Source organism: Roseovarius roseus, from assembly GCF_043355935.2.
In the GTDB taxonomy this organism is placed as follows: domain Bacteria; phylum Pseudomonadota; class Alphaproteobacteria; order Rhodobacterales; family Rhodobacteraceae; genus Roseovarius; species Roseovarius roseus.
Genome location: NZ_JBHFPE020000002.1, coordinates 238,923 through 260,393, shown reverse-complemented (window position 1 = coordinate 260,393; position 21,471 = coordinate 238,923). Strand labels below are relative to the sequence as shown.

Genomic DNA, 21,471 nt, shown 5'->3' with positions numbered 1-21,471 from the left:
TCAGGACTCCTTGCTGGAGGCGCTTTGCGCGGTGTCGGCCCATTCCCAGGGCCGGGTGAATTCGCCCAGCGCGCTGGCGACACGCTCGTCGCTGCCATCGCCGGAAATCTGCGCGACAAGGCCGCGTTTCTTGTCATCGACGACCTTCTCGACGCGCGCGTCACTGCCAGCCTCGCACAGGGCGGCATCATAGATGCGCGTGATGGCACGCTTGCGCAGGTCCGGCTTGAAAACCTTGCCGACGGCAGTCTTGGGCAACTCGTCCAGTATCTCGATATGTTTCGGCACGGCGGCCCGTTCGCGCACGCGCTGGCGGCAATGCTCCAGCAGCTCCTCCGACGTCGCACTGCCGCCCTCTACCAGTTCGACATAGGCGCAAGGTAACTCGCCCGCATGGGCATCGGGCTGACCGATCGCGCCCGCACCTGCGACGTCAGGATGCCCCATCAGCGCCTCTTCGATATCGGCGGGGTCGATATTGTGGCCGCCGCGAATGATGAGATCCTTGGCGCGGCCGGTGATCCACAGATAGCCATCCTCGTCGATCCGGCCCAGATCGCCGGTGCGCAGATGCTCGCCATGGAAAAGATCGCGATTACGCGCGGAATCGGTGTAGGTGTTGCCCACATAGACGCCGGGGCTGTTGATGCAAATCTCGCCCACCTCATCGGGTCCGCAGTTGAGCGGGCCATCATCCGTCGCGTGGATGATACGCACATCCGTATGCGGGAACGGGATACCGACTGAGCCGACCTTCTTTTTCCCCGCGGGCGGGTTGCAGGAGACGAGGCATGTCGCCTCGGTCAGGCCATAGCCTTCGATCACGGTCATGCCCGTCGCGCTCTCGAACCGCTTGAAGAGCTCGAGCGGCATGGGCGCGCTGCCCGAGAAGGCATTCTTGACTCGGCTCAGATCCGCATCCACCTTGCGCTGCATCAGCGCCGCGACGGCGGTGGGCACTGTGATGACAAAGGTCACGCCCCAGCGCTCGCAAAGCTTCCAGAAATTGCCGATCACACCATCCCCGCGATAGCCCGCAGGTGTCGGCAAAATCAGATGCGCGCCGGATTTCAGCGAGGACATCATCACGACATGGCAGGCGAATACGTGGAAGAGCGGCAGCGGACACATCAGCACGTCTGTCTCGTCAAAGAGCAGGCGGTGCCCGATCCAGCCGTTATAGACCATGCCGTCATAGCGGTGCTGCGCCATCTTGGGCATGCCGGTGGTGCCGCCGGTGTGGAAATAGGCGGCGACGCGGTCCTCGCCCCCATCCTCGAAGGTCAGTGTCTTGGGCTGGCGCGCCACCTCCTTGTGATAGGTCAGCACATCGGCGCGGTGCGTGCCGGTGTCGCGCGGGCGCAGGAACGGGACCAGCCAGCTTTTCGGCGGGCGCAGGTAGCGGTTCAGGTCCACCTCCAGAACTGTGCCAACCCTCGGCGCATGGCGTACGGCCTCGGCGGTCTTGGCGCTGATATCGGTCTTGGGAAACGCCTTGAGCGTCACGACGACGCGCGCCTGCGTCTCGCGTAGGAGGGCGGCAATCTGTTCCGGCTCCAGAAGCGGATTGATCGGTGCCACGATGCCCGCAATCATCGCGCCCAGCGTGGCCGCCGCCGTCTCGATGCTGTTGGGCAGGATCAGCGCAACCGCGTCGCCCTCACGCACGCCGAGGCTGCGGAAGAGATTCGCCGCGCGGCAGACTTCTGCATGGAATTCTGCCCATTTCAGGGTTTGCGCCGGATCGCGCGGCCCTGCGGTCAGCTGATAGCTGATGGCAGGCCGCTCCGGATACGCGCGCGCCGTTTCGGCCAGCATAGCGTGGATAGTCGCTGGCCGCTCGCGCGCCTCCCAGAGCATCTCATTCTGAATGTCCAGCGCATCCTGGCGCACGGCAAATGTCATTGCGACCTCCCTTGATACGACCGCCCCCACGGTCTGGCTGGCAGAATGAGGACGAATTGCCGCCGGTGCAAGCCGGTCTGCGCGCTAATCCCCTCTTGACTCTTTTTGTCAGAATAGCGAGAGGTAGCTTATCAAAACCGTCGGATTTAAAAGGACCATCCGCATGCTACCTAGAATCGCCGCGCGCCTTGCCGCTGCCACGTCGCTGATCGCCCTCGCGGGCACCGCGATGGCTGCTGAGGTCAATGTCTATTCCTCGCGCCACTATGACAGTGACGACGCCCTCTACGAGGAGTTTACCAAGCAGACGGGCATCACCGTCAACCGCATCGAGGGCAAGGCCGATGAGTTGATCGCGCGCCTTGAGGCCGAGGGCGACAACAGCCCGGCGGATGTGTTCATCACCGTCGATGCAGGCCGTATGTCGCGCGCCGAAGAGGCGGGCATCCTGCAGCCCTATGCATCGGACGCGATCGACTCCGCCGTGCCCGAATATCTGCGCCACCCGGACGATCTGTGGTTCGGCGTCAGCCAGCGCGCGCGCATCATTTTCTACGCCAAGGACCGCGTCGAAACTCCGCCGCAGACCTACGAGGCGCTGGCCGATCCAGAATACAAGGGCCGGATTTGCATTCGCTCCTCCTCGAACGTCTACAACCAGTCGCTGCTGGCCTCGATCATCGAGGCGGATGGCGCCGAGGCGGCCAAGGAATGGGCCGCGGGCGTCGTCGAGAACATGGCGCGCGCGCCCCAGGGCGGTGATACCGACCAGCTGCGCGGCCTTGTCTCGGGCGAGTGCGATATCGCGGTCGCCAACCATTACTACTTCCTGCGCGGCTTCGAGGAGGATGTCGAAGGTCTGAGCTCAGGCATGGACAATATCGGTTGGGTCTGGCCCAATCAGGACGGGCGCGGCGCGCACGTGAACCTGACCGCCGCTGCCATTGCAAAATCCGCGCCGAATCCGGAAGAGGCAAAAACGCTGCTGAAATTCCTGACCAGCGATTTCGCACAGCAGCATTTCGCCAACCAGAACAACGAGTATCCGGCAGTCGAGAGCGTGCCATCGAACGAGGTGACCGAGCGTCTTGGCAAGTTCAAAGCCGACAGCACCACCCCGACCTCGGCCTTCTCGGCCAATGCCAAGCAGGCGCAGGCGATCTTCAACGAAGTGAATTGGCAGTAAGCCAAGCCCTTGCAGGAAATATGAAAGCGAGCCTTCAGGCTCGCTTTTTTCATGCGGTGTCAGGCCTCAGACGGCGCTTAGCCGCGCAGCACCGCGCCGGGATTCATGATACCCTGAGGGTCAAGCGCAGCCTTGATCCGGCGCATCGCAGCCAGTTTGGCCGGATCACCATAGAGCTCCAGATCGTCGACCTTGAGCCGCCCGATTCCATGCTCGGCGCTGACCGATCCGCCCATCGCATCGACCAGATCATGCAGCGCCCGCTTGATCGCGTCGCGCTGATCCTCGTGATCGGCGCGGCTGCGGCCCGGCATGGGAAAAACGTTGTAATGCAGGTTGCCGTCGCCCAGATGGCCGAAGCAATTGATGCGAAACGCGCCGATCCGGGCCAGCGCATCCGGCGCCACCGCCACAAATTCGGCGATTGCGCCCAAGGGCAGCGACACGTCGTGCGAGCTGACGGCGCCGACATGGCGGTTGGCCTCGGGCACAGATTCGCGGATGTTCCAGAACTCGCTTCGCTGCGCTTCGGACTGCGCGATCAGCCCGTCGCTGACCAGCCCTGCCTCCAGCGCATCGCCAAAGAGCGCCTCCAGCGCCTCCGCCGGGTCCAGCCCGCGCGCCAGCCCGACATCGATCAGCACGAACCACTCGGGCGGCTCGGCCCAGGGCTGCCGCACCTGCGGCATCGTCTCGGCCAGGAAATCGAGGCCCTGCCGGTGCATCAGCTCGAACGCGCTGACGCCCTCGCCCATGTGATCCCGCGCCATCGCCAACAGTTTCAGCGCGGCGGCGGGGCCGTCCACCACCATCAGCGCCGTCCCCTCGCCCGCCGGGCGCGGGGCAAGTTTCAACGTCGCCGCCGTGATCAGGCCCAGCGTGCCTTCGGAGCCGATGAGCAAATTACGCAAATCATAGCCGGTATTGTCCTTCCGCAGGCGCTTCAGCCCGTGCCAGATCTCACCCGATGGCATCACCGCCTCAAGGCCGAGGCAAAGATCGCGCGCATTGCCGTAGCGCAGCACATTGACGCCGCCCGCATTGGTCGCCAGCAGCCCGCCGATCCGCGCACTGCCCTTGGCTGCGATACTGAGCGGAAAGAGGCGATCCACCGCTGCAGCCGCGTCATGCACATCCGACAGGATCGCGCCCGCCTCGACGATCATCACGTTCTCGTCCGGGTAAACCTCGCGGACCCTCGTCATCCGCTCGAGGCTGATCAGCAGCGGCGCGGCCCCACCCTGCGCTACCTGCCCCCCGACAAGACCCGTGCCACCGCCATAGGGAATCACGGGCACGCCCGCCTCGCCCGCCAGCCGGATGGCACTGGCGGCCTCCTCGGCAGTAGCGGGCGCGACGACCGCGCAGGCATGGCCGTTCCAGCGCCCTCGCGGCTCCGCCAGGTAATGCGGGGCGACCTCGCGCAGCGCTGCGGCGGGCAATGCAAAAGTCAGGCGGGCGATGAACGAGGCTGTATCTGTCATGCGCCAGAGCCTAGCGCCGGCCCGCAGTGGCGCAAGTAGCAATAACCCGCATCAAAGTCCGGCGTCACTGCGCCCGCGCCGGTCATGGCGCAGCGCGGCGTAGAGGACATGGGTGCGCCAGCGCCCGGCAATCTGCAGATAGCTTTGCGCGACGCCCTCATATTTGAAGCCGCATTTCTCCAGCAGCCCGCGCGACGCGGCGTTGGAGGGCAGGCATGCGGCCTCAATCCGGCTGAGGTCCAGCCGGTCGAACGCGTAATGAACCATCGCCGGGATCGCCTCACGCATGTAGCCCTGCCGCGCATAGGCCTCACCGATCCAATAGCCCAGCGTGCCCGACTGGCTGGGACCGCGCCGGATATTGTCGAGGGTAATCGCACCCAAAAGGCGCTCATCGCTGCGCCGGATCAGGAAGAGCGGCAGCGCCGTGCCGCCTGTGATGCTGCGCTGCGCCCAGTAAACGCGGTTGGTGAACCCCTTGCGCGAGAGGTGATCCGCGGCCCAGGTCGGCTCCCACGGGGTGAGAAAATCGGCGCTGACGTTGCGCAGGTGCGACCAGTCGCGAAAATCGGTCATCACCGGCTGACGCAGGCTCATCCGCTCGGTCTCGATCCGGATCCTGCGCCGCGTCAGCAACATCACGCAGCGCGCCGTGTCTGCAGGGCCTCCAGCGTCGGCGCAGCCTCGACCGGACCATAAAGCGCCAGCGCGGCGGGGGCGCGTGCGGCCGTCTGCTCGGCAATGGCGCGCACGTCCCCCAGCGTCACGGCGTCGATCTTTTCGACCACCTCCTCGACACCGGGCACACGGCCCCAGATCTGGATCATGCGCGCAAGACGCTCGGCCCGGTTCGAGGGGCTCTCGAGCCCCATCAGCAGACCCGCCTTCATCTGGGCGCGGGCACGCTCGATCTCGTCCGGGCGCATGTCCTCGGCGGCGCGCTTCATTTCGTCGATAGTGATCTCGGCGAGGCCCGCCATCTGATCGCCGGAGGTGCCAGCGTAGATCGTCATCATGCCCGTATCCGCATAGGCGCCAGCCTGCGCGTAGATCGTGTAGCAAAGGCCGCGCTTTTCCCGGATCTCCTGGAAAAGGCGCGAGGACATGCTGCCCCCGAGAGCGGTGGAATAGATCTGCGCCGCATGGATCGCGGGATCGCCGTAGTCGGGCGATTCGAACGCCAGCGCCATATGCGCCTGCTCCAGCACCTTGACCGTCCGGCTTTCGCCGCCGCGAAACTGCGCGCGGGGCGCCACCTGCACCTCCTTGGCGGCCATGTCGCCAAACATCGCCTCGGCGGCCTTGACCAGCGCGTCGTGATCGACGGCGCCCGCCGCCGACAGCACCATCTGGCCGGGATTGTAATGCTGATCGACAAACCCGGTCAGGTCGTCGCGCTGAAAGCGCGCCACGCCCTCGTGCTGGCCGAGGATTGCGCGGCCAAGGGGATGATCCGGATATGCTTTTTCCTGCAACCAGTCGAAGATGATGTCGTCGGGCGTGTCCAGCGCCTGACCGATCTCCTGCAGGATCACGCCGCGCTCGGTCTCGATCTCGGACGCATCGAACACCGAATTGCGCAGGATATCGCCCACCACGTCCAGCGCGAGGGGCACATCCTCCTTGAGGACGCGCGCGTAATAAGCAGTGACTTCGCGGCTGGTATAGGCGTTGATATAGCCGCCCACGTCCTCGATCGCCTCGGCGATCTGCAGTGCGTTGCGCCGCCCGGTGCCCTTGAAGGCCATGTGTTCCAGAAAATGCGCGATGCCGTTCTGTTGCGGCAACTCGTTGCGCGCGCCGGCCAGCACCCAGACGCCGATGGCCGCGGATTGCAGACCCGGCATGTTCTCGGTCACGATGCGAAAGCCGTTAGGAAGTGTGGTGAGATTGACGCTCAATGCGCGGTCCGTTCTTTGATAAGGGATTCGATGGCGGCGAGGTCGTTTGATACCTCGGTGATCCGTTCCTCACGGTCATAAAGGTCCGCCATATGCGAGGGCAAGGGGGGGTGCTGACCGCTCGCCTCCTCGACCGCCGCGGGAAATTTGGCGGGATGCGCGGTGGCCAGCGTGATCATGGGCACGCCGGGGGTCAAATGCTCTTCGGCCACATGCACGCCTATGGCGCTGTGGGGGCAGAGCAATTCGCCGGTCGTCTCCCATGTGCGCTTGATCGCTGCGCGCGTCTGATCCTCGTCGCAGCGCCCCGAATCGAACGTCTCGCGCAGCGCCTCGAGCGCGCCCTGGCTGACGGTGAACCCGCCCGCCTTCAGTTCGTCCATCAGCTGCGCGGTGGCGTTTGCGTCGCGGCCATACGCCTCGAACAGCGCGCGCTCGAAATTCGACGACACCTGGATATCCATCGACGGGCTGATCGAGGGGATGACGCCATCGGGGGTGTAGTCCCCGCCCGAGAGGCAGCGGTGCAGGATATCGTTCTGATTGGTCGCCACGACCAGCCGGTCGATGGGCAGGCCCATGCGCTTGGCAATGTAGCCGGCAAAGATGTCCCCGAAATTGCCCGTGGGGACGGTAAAGCTGACCTTGCGATGCGGTGCACCGAGCGAGACGGCAGACGTGAAGTAGTAGACCACCTGCGCCAGCACGCGCGCCCAGTTGATCGAGTTGACGCCCGCAAGGCTGACGGCATCGCGGAACTCGAAATCGTTGAACATGTCCTTCACGCGGGCCTGGCAATCGTCGAAATGCCCCTCCATCGCGAGGGCATGGACATTGGGCTCGGAGGGCGTGCTCATCTGGCGGCGCTGCACCTCGCTGACGCGGCCATGCGGGTAGAGGATGAAGACATCCACCGCCTCCAGCCCGCGAAACGCATCAATCGCCGCCGAGCCGGTATCGCCGCTGGTGGCGCCCACGATGCAGACGCGGCGGCCATTGCGCGTCAGCGACGCCTCGAAGAGCTGACCAATCAACTGCATCGCGAAATCCTTGAACGCGAGCGTGGGGCCGTGGAAGAGCTCCAGCAGGTGATGGCCCGGCGCCAGTTGCACCAGCGGCGCGCGCGCAGCATGGGCAAAGCCCGCATAGGCGCGCGCGATTATGTCCTGAAACTCGGTATCGGTGAAGGCATCGCCGATGAAGGGGCGCATCACGCGAAACGCCGCCTCCTCATAGCTGAGACCTGCCAGCGCGGCGATATCCGCGTGCGACATCTGCGGGATCGTCTCGGGCAGGTAGAGCCCGCCATCGCGCGCAAGGCCCGTCAGCATCGCTTCTTCGAAACTCAAGATCGGGGCCTGTCCCCGCGTGGATACGTATTTCATGGCCTAGCCTTCTGTCTCACTCCGGCGCGTCACGCGCCAGATCAGATACCCCGTCATCATCAGCCAGATCGCGGCCAAGGAAAACCAGGTGATCGCATATTGCAGGTGATTGTTCGAAATCGCGGCGGTGTCCACCGGCAATGCGGTGATCTCGCCCCCCGGCCCGGCCTCCTGGCGGCGCACGACCAGCAATACGGGCTCGGTCCCTAGCGCCTTGGCCATGGCGGGCACGTCGCGGGCAAACCAGATGCCGCGGCCCTCGTCCGGCGCGGGGGTGTAGCTATCGACTTCCTCGGGCCAGTGCAGATTGCCGATGAGGCGCGCCCTGCCCCCCTCGCGCTGGGCGTCCTTCGCCTCGAGCGGGACAAGGCCGCGGTCCACCATGATGCGGCGCCCGCCGGTTTCAAAGGCTTGGATCAAGCGGTATCCCGCGCCCAGATCCTTGGCGCCGACCAACACGTGCAGCTCGGCCGGCATCAGCGTGCCCTCCACCGCGACGGGCATGTATTTGTCCGCCTCCGCGTCAGGCTCGGCCGGCAGATCGGCAGGCGCGGCGGCGAGGCGGGCGTCGATGGTGGCCAGGATGCCCTCTTTCCAGGCCAGCCTTTGCACCTGCCACGTCCCGAGACCGATGAGAATGCCCGTCCCGATCACACCGATCAACAATGGCACCAGCAGCCGCCGCATGAAAATTTCCCTTACCAAGCGAAAAATGCGGAAGGCTTACCCCCCGCATTTCAGCCTTGCTTTCGATGGCCCCGGGGGACGCGTCCGGGGCGCGGGCCTGAGCCTTACTGGCCCCAGATATAGATCGCCGCGAAGAGGAACAGCCAGACGACATCGACGAAATGCCAATACCAGGCCGCCGCTTCGAAGCCGACATGGTTGTCAGGGGTGAAGTGGCCCTTGACCGTGCGCAGGTAGCAGATGAACAGGAAGATGGTTCCGATGATCACATGCGCGCCGTGAAAGCCTGTGGCCATGAAGAAGTTCGCGCCATAAATATTGCCCGAGAAACCGAACGCCGCGTGGCTGTATTCATAGGCTTGGAAGAAAGTGAAGAGCACGCCCAGAGCGACGGCCAGAAGCAGGCCCTTCTTCATGTCTTCACGGTTGTTCTCATGGACCAGCGCATGGTGTGCCCAAGTTGCCGCCGCGCCCGAGCAGAGCAGGATCAGCGTGTTGATCAGCGGCAGGTGCCACGGATCGAACGTCTCGATGCCTGCGGGGGGCCAGACGCCATCGATGGCCGGGGAAAACTCGCCCATCGGGTACAGGGCATGCTTGAAGAAGCTCCAGAACCACGCGGCGAAGAACATGACCTCGGACATGATGAACAGGATGAAGCCGTAGCGCAGGCCGATGCGCACAACGGGCGTGTGATCGCCGACCTGGTTTTCGGCCACCGTTTCGGACCACCAGCCATACATGGTGTAAAGAACGCCGACGAAGCCGACGAGGAACATCCACGGCTGGTTGTTCTCGACCGAGGGGGACATCCAGAGCACCGCGCCGAAGAGCATGATGAAGGCCGCGACAGCGCCCAGAAGGGGCCAGACGGACGGGGCCAGGATGTGATAGTCGTGGTTCTTTTCATGTGCCATGTCAGCTTCCCTCGTGGACGGGCTTATCGTTGTGTGGTGGCCGGACCCTTGGCCAAGGGCAGGTCCAGCCGCATTAGTTCACGGTTCTACCCGTTTCAGTATCATTCGCAAGTGCGGCTTGCTGCTCGGGCAGGTCGATCTGATAGAATGTATAAGACAGCGTGATGGTATGTGTGTATTTCGCATCACGGTCCTCGACTATCTCGGGATCGACAAAGAAGGTCACGGGCATCTCGACGCGCTCGCCGGGTTGCAGCACCTGCTCGGTAAAGCAGAAGCACTCGATCTTTTCAAAGAATCCGCCGGCCTCGTAGGGCGTGACGTTGTAGGACGCCTGCCCCGCAATGGGTTTGTCGGTGGGATTATAGGCCTCATAGAAGGCTAGCCCGGTCTCGCCGATGCGGATCTCCATCTCGCGCTGCATGGGGGTGAATTCCCACGGCATGTCGCGCGACAGGCTGCCGTCAAAGCGGACCTTGATCGTCTGATCCAGAATGGTATCGGAATCGCCCTGCGCGACGCCGGTCACACCGCCAAAGCCGGTGACGCGGCAGAACCAGTCGTAGAACGGCACCGACGCCCAAGCCAGCGCGCCCATCGTGATCACGACGCCGACCAGTTGAAGCACGGTCTTTCTGGTGCCCTTGGGCCGCGGGTTTTCCTCATTCGCCATAGCCAACCCCCTTTGCAGTCTCAGGAATAGCAAACTCATCCTGACCTACCTTGGCAATTGTCAGGCCAAAAACCAATGTGACAAAAGCTGCCAGCACCAGGCCCAGCCCCAGATTGCGGCTGAACCGGCGGGTATGCATCTCGTGATTCTTGCGGAAAAACGCCATCAAAGACCCCAGACGCCCAGACCGCCCACTGCGATGACGCCGGTGCTGCGCACGGTCGCGTCGATCAGGATCGCGACGAAGAGGCCAAAGAGGTAGTAGAGCGAATGCTTGAACACCGTCTTCTCAACCGCGTAGTTATCGGCCTTGGCCGCATCCTCGTCCCGGCGCCAGATCCGCCATGCACCGCGCAGAAAGAGCGCATTGAGCAAGACCGCGGCCACAAGGTAGGCAGGCCCGCCGATCGAGGTGAAGAGCAGCCCGAAAGAGACCGGGGCAAGCAGAAGCGTGTAGGCGAGAATGTGATTGCGCGTCACGCGGCGGCCATGGGTCGAGGTCAGCATGGGCACGCCCGCCTCGTCATAGTCGGACTTCATGAACAGCGCGAGCGCCCAGAAATGCGGCGGCGTCCACATGAAGATCAGCGCGAACATCAGCACCGATTCGATGGTGACAGTGCCGGTGGCGGCTGCCCAGCCGATCATCGGAGGGAAGGCCCCCGCGGCGCCTCCGATCACGATGTTCTGCGGCGTCCACCGCTTGAGCCACATCGAGTAGATCACGACGTAGAAGAAGATGGTGAAGGCCAGCAGCCCCGCCGCGACGAAATTGGTCGCGAGGCCCAGCATGACGACCGAGATCCCCGACAGCGCGACGCCGAAACCGAAGGCTTCGTTCTCTGTGATGCGGCCTGCGGGGATGGGGCGGCCCTTGGTGCGCTTCATGATGCGGTCGATATCGGCATCCCACCACATGTTCAGCGCGCCCGACGCGCCCCCGCCGATGGCGATGAAGAGGATGGCGGTAAAGCCGACAACAGGATTCACCCCGACCGGCGCGGCCAGAAGGCCGACCAGCGCCGTGAACACCACCAGGGACATGACGCGCGGCTTCAGCAGCGCGAAGAAGTCCGAAAACCCGGCGTCCTGCGGCTGTGCGGATCGGGTCTTGGCTGTGCTGGCGTCAAGGCTTGCGTCGCTCATGTCGAACTCCGGTCGCGGGCGGCGCGGATGCGGGCCCTGCTGGCTATAATCAGATGGCAGCCGCCCGCCCCGATTGCGCGGGACGGGCGAAATTGCGGCCCTTCGGCCCGTATTATTGCGCCGAGGCGACCTTGTACGCGTCCCGCGCATCGCCGGGCTGGGCGGGCAGGCTGGCATATTCGGCGATCGCGCCTTCCAGCCAGGCGTCATACGCCTCCTGGCTCACGACTTTGACGGTGATCGGCATGTAGGCGTGGTCTTTGCCGCACAGCTCGCTGCACTGGCCAAAGTAGACGCCCTCACGCTCGGCCTTGAACCACAGCTGCGCCAGGCGGCCGGGAACGGCGTCCTGCTTCACGCCGAAGGCGGGGATGGTCCAGCTGTGGATCACGTCCGCGCCGGTGACCTGCATGACAACGGTCTTGCCGACCGGCACGACGACGGCGGTGTCGGTGGCCAGCTTGAACTCGTCGGCGGTGTAGCCTGCCTCCTGAAGCTCGGCGATGACCTCGTCGTTGAGAACCTTGCCCTCACCGATCATGAAGCTTTGGAAGCCGAAATCGTGATCGGTATACTCGTAACCCCAGTACCACTGGTAGCCGGTCACCTTGATGTTGATATCCGCCTCGGGGATTTCCTGCTGCTTGAACAGAACCGGCAGCGAGAAAGCCCCGATGAAAACCAGGATGAGGATCGGCACCACGGTCCATGCGATCTCGACCGGCGAGTTATGGGTGAACTTGGCCGGGTTCGGGTTGACCTTGCGATTGTAGCGGATCATCGCGAAGATGATCAGACCTGTGACCAACAGGGTGATCGCCGTGATGATGATCAGCACCATGCCGTCCAGCCATTGCAGATCGCTTGCCAGCTCGGTCGCGGCGGGCTGGAATCCCATCCCGCCCTGCGTCGGCTTGCCCACGATCTCAAGATTGTCCTGCGCCAGCGCGGGAAGGGCGGAAACTGCCGCCATCGTGGCAAGCAAAGAGGAAATGTATCGCATTAGGGCACCTTGATCGGTTGAAGCGGATATATCATTGCGCGGGCGGCACGCCGTCCTGCCGGGGCGCGGCCCCGTTGTATCTGTAGCAGTTAAAAACATATATCTTGCCGTGAGACAAGAATGACGGTTGCGGCAAACGGACGCTTTGTTTGATTTAGATCAAAAAACTGCGCGCTCCAATGCCTCAATCGCACAAGGATGGCCGCCGCTGACGGCGCGGGCATCGAAATACCGGGGATGCGGCGCCATATAGGCACCAAGGACTCAGGAAATCAGGACACATCACATGACCGGCACCCCCTTTCGCCCGTTCGAGGACAATCTGGACAAGGACGCTGCGCTGGCCCAGCTGGCCCGCGCCACCGAGGGCGCCGACGATGGCGAGCTCTTTCTCGAGCGCGCCCGCAGCGAGGCGCTGGTCTTTGACGATGGCCGGATCAAGACGGCCAGCTACGACGCAGGCGAGGGGTTCGGCCTGCGCGCCGTGCGCGGCGACGCGGTGGGCTATGCGCATGGCTCGGACATCACAGAGGCGGCTTTGGGCCGCGCGGTCGACACGGCACGGCTGGCCGTGGGCGATGGCGGCGGCGTGATGGCGGCCCCGCCGCAGGCGACCAACCGGCACCTTTATACGGATGTCGATCCCATCGCGGGCGCCGCCTTTCCGGTCAAGATCGAGACCCTGCGCGAGATCGACGCCTTCGCTCGAGATCTGGACCCGCGCGTGGTTCAGGTGACCGCCGTCATCGCTGCCTCCTGCCAGGAGGTGGAAATCCTGCGCCCGGATGGCACCCATCTGCGCGACGTGCGGCCCATGACGCGCGTCAACGTGTCAGTCATCGTCGAAGAAAATGGCCGCCGCGAGCAAGGCACCGCCGGGGGCGGAGGGCGCGTTGGCCTCGAAGGGCTGATCGCGCCCGAAGATTGGCAGGGCAAGGCGCGCGAGGCGCTGCGCATCGCGCTGGTCAACCTGCGCGCGGTTCCGGCCCCGGCGGGCGTGATGGACGTCGTCCTTGGCCCCGGATGGCCCGGCATCCTGCTGCACGAAGCGATCGGCCACGGCCTCGAAGGGGATTTCAACCGCAAGGGCGCCTCGGCTTTTGCCGGGCTGATGGGCCAGCGCATTGCCGCCCCCGGCGTGACCGTGCTGGACGATGGGACGATTCCGGACCGGCGCGGCAGTATTACAATCGACGACGAAGGCACGCCTTCGCGCCGCAACGTTCTGATCGAGGATGGTATCCTGGTCGGCTACATGCAGGACCGCCAGAACGCGCGCCTGATGGGGGTCGAGGCGACCGGAAATGGCCGCCGCGAAAGCTATGCCCATGCACCGATGCCACGCATGACCAACACCTACATGCTGGGCGGCGACGCCGCGCCTGGCGATATCGTGGCGAATCTGAAGGACGGGATCTATGCCGTCGGTTTCGGCGGTGGCCAGGTGGACATCACCAACGGCAAGTTCGTCTTTTCCTGCACCGAGGCCTACCGCGTGCAGAACGGACAGGTGGGCGCCCCGGTGAAGGGCGCGACATTGATCGGCGACGGCGCAACGGCGCTGCAGCAGATCCGCGCGCTTGGCAATGACATGGCGCTGGATCCGGGCATGGGTAATTGCGGCAAGGCGGGCCAATGGGTGCCTGTGGGCGTGGGGCAGCCGACCGTGATGATCGGTGGATTGACGGTAGGCGGCTCGGGCAGTTGAGCTTTCAAATCCGGCTTATGCGCATGCGCAGAGCGGGAATCGAGTATTTTTGCCAAGATGAAGCCATGAGCGCCCCCGTGGCGACGACCGCGCTCCGCTAAAGGAGTTTTGGTTTACGCGTTGTTAACCAGCCGTGCGCTACACATGATTCTGCAAGCAGGCGGAGCCATGATGTCCGAGGAAACACATCCTTCCACTCACCCCCCACTCCCACCCACCACGGAAGATGATCGGGTGTCGTGGCTTCGTCTCTTGCGCTCGCGGCGCGTTGGGGTCGCGACCTTCTATCGGCTGCTGGCCGAACACGGCACCGCCCAGGCTGCGCTGAAGGCGCTGCCCGAGGTGGCCAGGGCCGCCGGGATTGAGGATTACTCGGTCTGCCCCGAAGGCGTCGTGCTGGCCGAAATGCGGGCCGCGCAGATGGCGGGGGCGCGGCTGCTCTTTGTGACCGATCCGCTTTATCCCGATGCGCTGCGCGATATTCCCGATCCCCCCCCGATCCTTTGGGCGATGGGCGATCTTGGCGCGCTGGCACGGCCCAAGGTCGCCATGGTGGGCGCGCGCAACGCGTCCTCCCTTGGTACGCGGATGGCGCGCGCGCTGGCGACGGACCTGTCGAAGGCGGGCTATGTCGTCGTCTCGGGCCTTGCGCGCGGTGTCGACACCGCCGCGCACTCCGCCACGGTCGAGGGCGGCACGATCGCCGTCATGGCAGGCGGTGTAGACGTGCTCTACCCCGCCGAGAACGCACAACTGGGCAATGACATTCTGCGCTGCGGTGTGCGTCTGTCCGAGATGCCGATGGGCACGGTGCCCCAGGCGCGGCATTTTCCCCGCCGCAACCGCATCATCAGCGGCCTTGCGGGCGTCGTCATCGTCGTCGAGGCAGCGGCCAAATCCGGCTCGCTTATCACCGCACGCAATGCGCTGGATCAAGGGCGCGAAGTTCTGGCCGTGCCGGGCCACCCCTTCGATGCCCGCGCCGCGGGATGCAACATGCTGATCCGCGACGGCGCGCGCCTGGTGCGCAGCGCTGCCGACGTCATCGAGGCGCTGCCTGCGGTCGCCGTGCCCGCACCGGCCCCGTCTCTTCTGGATATGATACCGCCAGCAGCGGATGAAAAGCGCAGCCTAGGTGAGACGGCAGATCTGCACAGGCGCATTCTGGATCGGCTCGGTCCCTCCCCTTTGGCCGAGGACCAGTTGATCCGTGACCTGCAGGCACCGGTGCGCAGCGTTGCCCCTGCGCTGATCGACCTGGAACTGGACGGGCGCATCAGGCGGCAGGCGGGCGGTCTTTTATCGCTGGCTGAATGACACCCCGCTTGCCCCGGTGACAAACGGTGTGGCTTTACCGCCCGCCCCGGCGGGGCTTTGCCCGTCATTGACAATCCCTCTTGCGCCGCCACATGTTGCGCCGCCATAAGCGCCCCCGGCCCTGCCTTTGGCGAAAACTCCGGGATTCGGCCGTTTGCGATCCGTGTTGCCGCGCCTACATAATGCACTGCTTTTCGACTGATCACAGCGTCAGACCGCAGTCGAAACGAGAGAGTGAGAAGGAATTTCATGCCCGTTGTCGTCGTCGAATCTCCCGCCAAGGCCAAGACCATCAACAAGTATCTCGGCCCTGACTACACGGTGCTGGCATCCTACGGCCATGTGCGCGACCTGCCTCCCAAGGATGGCTCGGTCGATCCCGAGAACGGCTTTGACATGACATGGGAGATCGGCACCGACAGCCGCAAACACGTCAAGGCGATCGCCGATGCGCTGGCCAATGACAACGCGCTGATCCTCGCGACTGACCCCGACCGCGAGGGTGAGGCGATCAGCTGGCACCTGGAAGAGGCGCTGCGCAAGCGCAAGGCGATCAATAAGGATACACCCGTCAGCCGCGTTGTCTTCAACGCGATCACCAAGGCCGCCGTGACCGAAGCGATGGCCAATCCCCGCCAGGTCGATGCGCCGCTGGTTGAGGCCTATTTGGCGCGCCGCGCGCTCGACTACCTCGTAGGCTTCAACCTCAGCCCGGTTCTGTGGCGCAAATTGCCCGGCGCGAAGTCGGCGGGGCGTGTGCAATCGGTCTGCCTGCGCCTCATCGTCGAGCGCGAGATGGAGATCGAGGCATTCAACCCCCGCGAATACTGGTCCGTCAAGGCGCTGCTGAGCACGCCGAGAGGCCAGGAATACGAGGCGCGGCTGACCACGCTGGCGGGCAAAAAGCTGGAGAAGTTCGATCTGGCAAACGCCACGCAGGCCGAGATGGCGGTGCAGGCGGTGTCGTCCCGTGCGCTGAAAGTCATCTCGGTCGAGGCCAAGCCCGCCAGCCGGAATCCCTCGGCCCCCTTCATGACATCGACGCTGCAGCAGGAGGCCAGCCGCAAGTTCGGCATGGGCGCGCGCCAGACGATGAGCGCGGCGCAGCGCCTCTATGAGGCCGGCTATATCACTTACATGCGGACCGACGGTATCGACATGGCCCCCGAGGCCGTGACCGCCGCACGCGAGGCCATCGCCGACCGCTACGGCAAGGATTATGTGCCGGCCGAGCCGCGCATCTACAAGAACAAGGCCAAGAACGCCCAAGAGGCGCACGAATGTATCCGCCCCACCGAAATGGACAAGGACGCCGCCGCGCTGAAGATCAGCGATCGCGATCAGGCGCGCCTTTACGATCTGATCTGGAAGCGAACGCTGGCCTGCCAGATGGCCGGTGCCCGGCTGGAGCGTACGACGGTAGAGATCGGCTCGGATGATGGCCAGGTCGGCCTGCGCGCGACGGGCCAGGTCGTGCTTTTTGACGGCTTCCTCCGCGTCTACGAGGAAGGCCGCGACGATGTGGACGAGGGTGGGGACGATGCCCGCCTGCCGCAGATCTCCGAGGGCGACAAGGCCGCCTTCGGCAAGTCGGGCCTACGCGATCAGTTCGCCAAGGCCGACAAGTCGGACAGCGTGGTCGAGGACAGCGCCAAGGGCATGGTCCGCCATGACGCCGCCATCCTTGCCGAGAATGCTGCCGTTCTTGGCCTGCAGTCGCACACGCAGCCGCCGCCGCGCTACACCGAGGCGACGCTGGTCAAGCGGATGGAAGAGCTGGGCATCGGCCGCCCCTCGACCTATGCCAGCATCGTCACCACGATTCAGGACCGCGAATATGTCCGCAAGGACGGCAACCGCCTGATCCCCGAGGACAAGGGACGCATCGTCACGATCTTCCTGCTCAATTTCTTCAAGAAATATGTCGGCTATGAATTCACTGCCGATCTCGAGCAGGATCTGGACCATGTCAGCGCCGGCGATGCCGACTGGAAGGATATCCTGACCCGCTTCTGGCGCGATTTCTCGGCCGCCATCGCAGAGACGTCCGAGCTGCGCATCTCCGAGGTTCTCGATGTGCTGGACGATGCGCTGGCGCCCACGCTCTACCCGCCGCGCGAGGATGGCAGCGATCCGCGTATCTGCCCGCTTTGCGGTGAGGGCAAGCTGCACCTCAAGACGTCGAAATCCGGCGGGTTCGTCGGCTGCGGCAACTATCCTGAATGCCGCTATACCCGCCCCATCGGCAGCGATGCCGCCGAGGCGGGCGACCGCGTGCTGGGCGAGGACACTGGCGACGAGATCTCCCTGCGCTCAGGCCGGTTCGGCCCCTATGTCCAGCGCGGCGAGGCGACCGAGGAAAACAAGAAGCCTCCCCGCGCCTCCCTGCCCAAGGGCTGGACGCCGGATGCGATGGACCTTGAAAAGGCGCTGACGCTGCTGAGCCTGCCGCGCGAAGTGGGACCGCATCCTGAGGACGGCGAGATGATCGAGGCCGGCATCGGGCGCTATGGCCCCTTCGTCAAGCATGGCAAGCTCTATGCGAACCTCAAGGAAGTCGATGAGGTCTTTACCATCGGCATGAACCGCGCGGTCGAGGTGCTGGCGCAAAAGCTGGCCAGTCGCGGCGCGGGCCGCGCGACTGCCAAGCCCCTCAAGGAGTTGGGCGAGCATCCCGAGAGCGGTGGCGCGATGAACGTCATGGAAGGGCGCTACGGACCCTATATCAAATGGGAGAAGATCAACGCGACCATCCCCAAGGGCACCGAGCCTGAGGATGTCACCGTCGCCATGGCCGTCGAACTGATCGCCGAGAAAGCCGCCAAGTCCGGCAAGGGCAAGAAGGCACCCGCCAAGAAGAAAGCTGCCCCCAAGAAAGCCGCGGCCAAGAAGCCCGCCGCCAAGGCGACCACCAAGAAAGCAGCGCCCAAGACGGCCAGCAAGGCCGCCAGCAAGGGGTAGCGCCAACCGCCGGATCGCGTCGAAAAGCCGGTACACATCTTTGTTATTGGAGATTGGCGGCATTAATATCCATGTAAGGTTGCAAAGGCATCCTTTTTGCCACCGAAATCGAAAGGATAAGAGCTATGAAGACTTCAGGTCTCAGCCGCCGCGCCGCACTGATTGGCGGCGCCGCCGCAATAACTACCCTTGCCACCCCCGGAATCCTGCGCGCGCAGGATGCTGAGGGCACCCGCCGCAACGCATCTGCCTTTGCGATCCAGAACTGGCAGGACCATTTTGATTCGCTGGGCAGCGGCGCCATCGTCTGCGATACCGGCTCGCGCGCGCTGCATTACTGGAACTCGGACGGGACCGATTACCGCGTCTATCCGACATCCGTGCCCATGACCGACGAGTTGACGCGCACCGGCTATACCAAGATCGTGCGCAAGAAGGTTGGCCCCACCTGGACACCGACCGCCAACATGAAGGCGCGCGACCCCAGCCTGCCCGATTTCATGCCGGCCGGACCGGGCAATCCGCTGGGCACGCACGCCATGTACCTGTCTTGGCCCGCCTATCTGATCCATGGCACGCATGACACGCGCAAGATCGGACGCAAGTCATCGTCTGGCTGCATCGGGCTCTACAATCAGAAGATCGAAGAGCTTTTCGCGATCACGCCGGTGGGCACTCAAGTCCGCGTCATCTGAATTGCATCCGGCCCTGCGGGGCCGGACTCGCCCTCTACCCCTTTACGATACAGGGCTGGCGTTGCCGCACGCATTGACTCTTTTGGCGCTGCTGCCCACAACCGGACGAACCGTGCTCAAAAGGGGGTATTCATGAAAAAAGTGTACGCGAACGCGACCGAGGCGCTGGAGGGGCTGCTGCAGGATGGCATGACCATCGCCGCGGGCGGATTTGGCCTGTGCGGCATTCCCGAATTGCTGCTTCAGGCGATCAAGGAACATGGCGCAAAGGATCTGACCTTTGCCAGCAACAATGCGGGCGTCGATGATTTCGGCATCGGCATCCTACTGCAGACGCGCCAGGTCAAGAAGATGATGAGCTCGTATGTCGGCGAGAATGCCGAGTTCATGCGCCAATACCTGGCCGGCGAGCTGGAAATCGAATTCAATCCCCAAGGCACCCTGGCCGAGCGCATGCGCGCCGGCGGCGCGGGCATTCCCGGCTTCTACACTAAAACCGGCGTCGGCACGCAGGTAGCTGAGGGCAAGGAACACAAGGACTTCGACGGCGAGACCTATATTCTCGAACGTGGTATCGTGGCTGATCTTTCCGTCGTCAAGGCGTGGAAGGCCGATGACACCGGCAACCTGATCTTTCGCAAGACCGCGCGCAACTTCAACCCGCCTGCTGCCATGTGCGGCAAGGTCTGCGTCGCCGAGGTCGAGGAGATCGTCCCGCGCGGCAGCCTTGATCCCGATCACATCCACCTGCCCGGCATCTATGTGCACCGCCTCATTCAGGGCGAGCACGAGAAACGGATAGAGCAGCGCACCACACGCAAGAGGGAGGAAGCCTGATGCCTTGGGACCGCAACCAAATGGCCGAGCGCGCTGCGCAGGAGCTGGAAGACGGCATGTATGTGAACCTCGGTATCGGCATTCCGACGCTGGTCGCCAATTATGTCGGCGACAAGGAGATCACTCTGCAATCCGAGAACGGGATGCTGGGCATGGGCGCCTTTCCCTATGAGGGGGAAGAGGATCCCGACCTCATCAACGCCGGCAAGCAAACCATCACCGAGTTGAACCGCACCTCCTACTTCGATTCAGCCACCAGCTTTGGCATGATCCGGGGCGGCAAGATCGCGGCCGCGATTCTGGGCGCGATGGAAGTGGCCGAGAATGGCGATCTGGCCAACTGGATGATCCCCGGCAAGCTCGTCAAGGGCATGGGCGGCGCGATGGATCTGGTCGCAGGCGTTGGCAAGGTCATCGTCGTGATGGACCATACCAACAAGGCGGGTGACAGCAAATTGCTCAAGGAATGCTCGCTGCCCCTGACCGGCACGGGCGTCGTGGACCGCATCATCACCAATCTGGGTGTGCTCGACGTGGTCGAGGGCGGCCTTCGCATCGTCGAATGTGCTGAAGGCGTCACCGAGGACGAGATCCGCGCCGCGACCGAGGCAACGCTCGTCTGAGGCGAAATCAAAAATCCTTGAGGAGTTTTGCCAAGAAAATTCTAATTTTCTTGGCGCTCTGAAATCAGGGCGGTGCCGGACGGCGCCGCCCTTTTCAGTTCGCCATCGCCATGTTCAGGGCACATCCATCCGAGATGAAGTTGGGCCGCGTCTTGCACAGCCCGCGTGCGAGGTCATATGCGGCCAGGACCTTTGGGACATAGTCGCGCGTCTCGGCGTAGGGCGGCACGCCCTTGTTGGCCTTGACCGCATTCTCTCCCGCGTTGTAGCCGGCCAGCGCCAGGATGGGATCACCCTTGAATTCCTTGAGCAGCCAATCGAGATATGCGACGCCGCCCCGGATGTTCTCGGCCTCCGAAAGGCTGTCCGTCACGCCGAACCGCGCGGCGGTATCGGGGATCAGCTGCATCAGGCCTTGCGCGCCCTTGTTGCTGACTGCCGTGCGGCGCCCGCCCGACTCGACCGCGATCACCGCCAGAACAAGCGCGGGTGACACGTCCGTGCCGATCGTCGCCTTCAGGATGTTCTGCCCCTGGGCAATCGCGATCTCCTGCATGTCCTGCAGACGATAGCGCGGCGCGGGCATGCCTTCGGGCGGCTTGGCCAGCACGCCCAGCGCCTCGTCAAAGCGCACGGTGCCCGCATCGGCATAGCCGGGCGGCACACGGTCCCAGAACCAGCCATAGCTGGCGCCGCGCACCGCCGGGACCGCGGGCACAGCTTCGGCATCCTCGCCGCGCTTGGTGCTGGGGGCCGGTGCCGGCTGGTCTCCCGGCTCGATCTGGACCGTGATCCGCTTGGCCGTGCCCTTCTTTGGCGGCTTGCCCATCTTGAATGTAAATTCGGGAAAAGGCGCAGGCTCGGCCTGTGCCATGGGGACATGGCACAGCAGCAGGGCTGCCATCAGGGGGGCAAGGAACTGTCGCACGGGAAATTTGCCTGTCTGCGTTATCGCTATTTTGCGCAAATCATCGCAAAGAATCGCCTTTCGCACCAGTCCCAAGCTGCGAATCCGCCTTTCAAAGCGTCATTCCAGGCAAGGT

The 21,471-nt window shown here is 64.0% G+C and carries 19 protein-coding genes; 7 read left to right on the top strand and 12 right to left on the bottom strand.

Annotation, left to right across the window (positions count from 1 at the left end; all coding sequences use genetic code 11):
- A complete protein-coding gene (locus tag ACEWPL_RS05155) occupies positions 1 to 1,905 on the bottom strand; it encodes an acyl-CoA synthetase (RefSeq protein ID WP_393933798.1) in 1,905 nt (634 codons plus the stop codon).
- A gap of 163 nt (positions 1,906 to 2,068) precedes the next feature.
- Between ACEWPL_RS05155 and ACEWPL_RS05150 the strand changes: the two genes are divergently transcribed.
- Positions 2,069 to 3,091, top strand: coding sequence for an extracellular solute-binding protein (locus ACEWPL_RS05150; protein ID WP_393933796.1), 1,023 nt, complete (start codon positions 2,069 to 2,071; stop codon positions 3,089 to 3,091).
- Between the two features lie 77 nt (positions 3,092 to 3,168).
- On the opposite strand, the gene ACEWPL_RS05145 is transcribed toward ACEWPL_RS05150, so the two are convergent.
- From ACEWPL_RS05145 to coxB, 10 genes are all read right to left on the bottom strand, one after another.
- Positions 3,169 to 4,575, bottom strand: coding sequence for an FAD-binding oxidoreductase (locus ACEWPL_RS05145; protein WP_393933794.1), 1,407 nt, complete (start codon positions 4,573 to 4,575; stop codon positions 3,169 to 3,171).
- A gap of 51 nt (positions 4,576 to 4,626) precedes the next feature.
- The gene (locus tag ACEWPL_RS05140; RefSeq protein ID WP_393934186.1) at positions 4,627 to 5,214 is read right to left on the bottom strand and encodes a GNAT family N-acetyltransferase; all 588 of its coding nucleotides are present in this window, start codon (positions 5,212 to 5,214) and stop codon (positions 4,627 to 4,629) included.
- Positions 5,214 to 6,476, bottom strand: coding sequence for a M16 family metallopeptidase (locus tag ACEWPL_RS05135; protein ID WP_393933792.1), 1,263 nt, complete (start codon positions 6,474 to 6,476; stop codon positions 5,214 to 5,216). The genes ACEWPL_RS05140 and ACEWPL_RS05135 overlap by 1 nt, the downstream gene beginning before the upstream one ends.
- On the bottom strand, positions 6,473 to 7,861 hold the full coding sequence (thrC, locus tag ACEWPL_RS05130; RefSeq protein WP_393933790.1) for a threonine synthase: 1,389 nt from the start codon (positions 7,859 to 7,861) through the stop codon (positions 6,473 to 6,475). The genes ACEWPL_RS05135 and thrC overlap by 4 nt, the downstream gene beginning before the upstream one ends.
- A 3-nt stretch (positions 7,862 to 7,864) precedes the next feature.
- Positions 7,865 to 8,548, bottom strand: coding sequence for an SURF1 family protein (locus ACEWPL_RS05125; RefSeq protein ID WP_393933788.1), 684 nt, complete (start codon positions 8,546 to 8,548; stop codon positions 7,865 to 7,867).
- 104 nt (positions 8,549 to 8,652) lie between these two features.
- Positions 8,653 to 9,465: a cytochrome c oxidase subunit 3 gene (locus ACEWPL_RS05120; RefSeq protein ID WP_393933786.1), complete on the bottom strand. Its 813-nt coding sequence runs from the start codon at positions 9,463 to 9,465 to the stop codon at positions 8,653 to 8,655.
- A 73-nt stretch (positions 9,466 to 9,538) separates the two neighbouring features.
- Entirely contained in the window at positions 9,539 to 10,138 is a 600-nt protein-coding gene (locus tag ACEWPL_RS05115) for a cytochrome c oxidase assembly protein (RefSeq protein WP_393933784.1), read from the bottom strand.
- The gene (locus tag ACEWPL_RS05110; protein WP_393933782.1) at positions 10,128 to 10,304 is read right to left on the bottom strand and encodes a hypothetical protein; all 177 of its coding nucleotides are present in this window, start codon (positions 10,302 to 10,304) and stop codon (positions 10,128 to 10,130) included. The genes ACEWPL_RS05115 and ACEWPL_RS05110 overlap by 11 nt, the downstream gene beginning before the upstream one ends.
- The gene (cyoE, locus tag ACEWPL_RS05105; protein WP_393933780.1) at positions 10,304 to 11,284 is read right to left on the bottom strand and encodes a heme o synthase; all 981 of its coding nucleotides are present in this window, start codon (positions 11,282 to 11,284) and stop codon (positions 10,304 to 10,306) included. Before cyoE ends, ACEWPL_RS05110 begins: the two co-directional genes overlap by 1 nt.
- A gap of 112 nt (positions 11,285 to 11,396) precedes the next feature.
- A complete protein-coding gene (coxB, locus tag ACEWPL_RS05100) occupies positions 11,397 to 12,287 on the bottom strand; it encodes a cytochrome c oxidase subunit II (protein WP_393933778.1) in 891 nt (296 codons plus the stop codon).
- 286 nt (positions 12,288 to 12,573) lie between these two features.
- Between coxB and tldD the strand changes: the two genes are divergently transcribed.
- From tldD to ACEWPL_RS05070, 6 genes are all read left to right on the top strand, one after another.
- Positions 12,574 to 13,995, top strand: a complete 1,422-nt coding sequence (gene tldD, locus ACEWPL_RS05095; protein ID WP_393933776.1) for a metalloprotease TldD — start codon at positions 12,574 to 12,576, stop codon at positions 13,993 to 13,995.
- 171 nt (positions 13,996 to 14,166) lie between these two features.
- Complete coding sequence (gene dprA, locus ACEWPL_RS05090) at positions 14,167 to 15,312, top strand: DNA-processing protein DprA (protein WP_393934185.1); 1,146 nt, start codon at positions 14,167 to 14,169, stop codon at positions 15,310 to 15,312.
- Positions 15,313 to 15,561: 249 nt separating this feature from the next.
- Entirely contained in the window at positions 15,562 to 18,273 is a 2,712-nt protein-coding gene (gene topA, locus ACEWPL_RS05085) for a type I DNA topoisomerase (RefSeq protein WP_393933774.1), read from the top strand.
- Positions 18,274 to 18,398: 125 nt separating this feature from the next.
- Positions 18,399 to 18,968, top strand: coding sequence for a L,D-transpeptidase (locus ACEWPL_RS05080; protein ID WP_393933772.1), 570 nt, complete (start codon positions 18,399 to 18,401; stop codon positions 18,966 to 18,968).
- 132 nt (positions 18,969 to 19,100) lie between these two features.
- Positions 19,101 to 19,805, top strand: a complete 705-nt coding sequence (locus ACEWPL_RS05075) for a CoA transferase subunit A (protein ID WP_393933770.1) — start codon at positions 19,101 to 19,103, stop codon at positions 19,803 to 19,805.
- On the top strand, positions 19,805 to 20,428 hold the full coding sequence (locus tag ACEWPL_RS05070) for a 3-oxoacid CoA-transferase subunit B (RefSeq protein WP_393933768.1): 624 nt from the start codon (positions 19,805 to 19,807) through the stop codon (positions 20,426 to 20,428). Before ACEWPL_RS05075 ends, ACEWPL_RS05070 begins: the two co-directional genes overlap by 1 nt.
- A 94-nt stretch (positions 20,429 to 20,522) precedes the next feature.
- Here ACEWPL_RS05070 and ACEWPL_RS05065 read toward each other — a convergent pair whose 3' ends face one another.
- The gene (locus ACEWPL_RS05065; RefSeq protein WP_393934184.1) at positions 20,523 to 21,332 is read right to left on the bottom strand and encodes a lytic transglycosylase domain-containing protein; all 810 of its coding nucleotides are present in this window, start codon (positions 21,330 to 21,332) and stop codon (positions 20,523 to 20,525) included.
- Between the last annotated feature and the right edge of the window lie 139 nt (positions 21,333 to 21,471).

Coding starts and splice junctions, on each gene's coding strand:
- ACEWPL_RS05155 (WP_393933798.1), bottom strand. CDS start 1,905: ATGACATTTGCCGTGCGCCAGGATGCGCTGGACATTCAGAATGAGATG.
- ACEWPL_RS05150 (WP_393933796.1), top strand. CDS start 2,069: ATGCTACCTAGAATCGCCGCGCGCCTTGCCGCTGCCACGTCGCTGATC.
- ACEWPL_RS05145 (WP_393933794.1), bottom strand. CDS start 4,575: ATGACAGATACAGCCTCGTTCATCGCCCGCCTGACTTTTGCATTGCCC.
- ACEWPL_RS05140 (WP_393934186.1), bottom strand. CDS start 5,214: ATGTTGCTGACGCGGCGCAGGATCCGGATCGAGACCGAGCGGATGAGC.
- thrC (WP_393933790.1), bottom strand. CDS start 7,861: ATGAAATACGTATCCACGCGGGGACAGGCCCCGATCTTGAGTTTCGAA.
- ACEWPL_RS05125 (WP_393933788.1), bottom strand. CDS start 8,548: ATGCGGCGGCTGCTGGTGCCATTGTTGATCGGTGTGATCGGGACGGGC.
- ACEWPL_RS05120 (WP_393933786.1), bottom strand. CDS start 9,465: ATGGCACATGAAAAGAACCACGACTATCACATCCTGGCCCCGTCCGTC.
- ACEWPL_RS05115 (WP_393933784.1), bottom strand. CDS start 10,138: ATGGCGAATGAGGAAAACCCGCGGCCCAAGGGCACCAGAAAGACCGTG.
- ACEWPL_RS05110 (WP_393933782.1), bottom strand. CDS start 10,304: ATGGCGTTTTTCCGCAAGAATCACGAGATGCATACCCGCCGGTTCAGC.
- cyoE (WP_393933780.1), bottom strand. CDS start 11,284: ATGAGCGACGCAAGCCTTGACGCCAGCACAGCCAAGACCCGATCCGCA.
- coxB (WP_393933778.1), bottom strand. CDS start 12,287: ATGCGATACATTTCCTCTTTGCTTGCCACGATGGCGGCAGTTTCCGCC.
- tldD (WP_393933776.1), top strand. CDS start 12,574: ATGACCGGCACCCCCTTTCGCCCGTTCGAGGACAATCTGGACAAGGAC.
- dprA (WP_393934185.1), top strand. CDS start 14,167: ATGTCCGAGGAAACACATCCTTCCACTCACCCCCCACTCCCACCCACC.
- topA (WP_393933774.1), top strand. CDS start 15,562: ATGCCCGTTGTCGTCGTCGAATCTCCCGCCAAGGCCAAGACCATCAAC.
- ACEWPL_RS05080 (WP_393933772.1), top strand. CDS start 18,399: ATGAAGACTTCAGGTCTCAGCCGCCGCGCCGCACTGATTGGCGGCGCC.
- ACEWPL_RS05075 (WP_393933770.1), top strand. CDS start 19,101: ATGAAAAAAGTGTACGCGAACGCGACCGAGGCGCTGGAGGGGCTGCTG.
- ACEWPL_RS05070 (WP_393933768.1), top strand. CDS start 19,805: ATGCCTTGGGACCGCAACCAAATGGCCGAGCGCGCTGCGCAGGAGCTG.
- ACEWPL_RS05065 (WP_393934184.1), bottom strand. CDS start 21,332: ATGGCAGCCCTGCTGCTGTGCCATGTCCCCATGGCACAGGCCGAGCCT.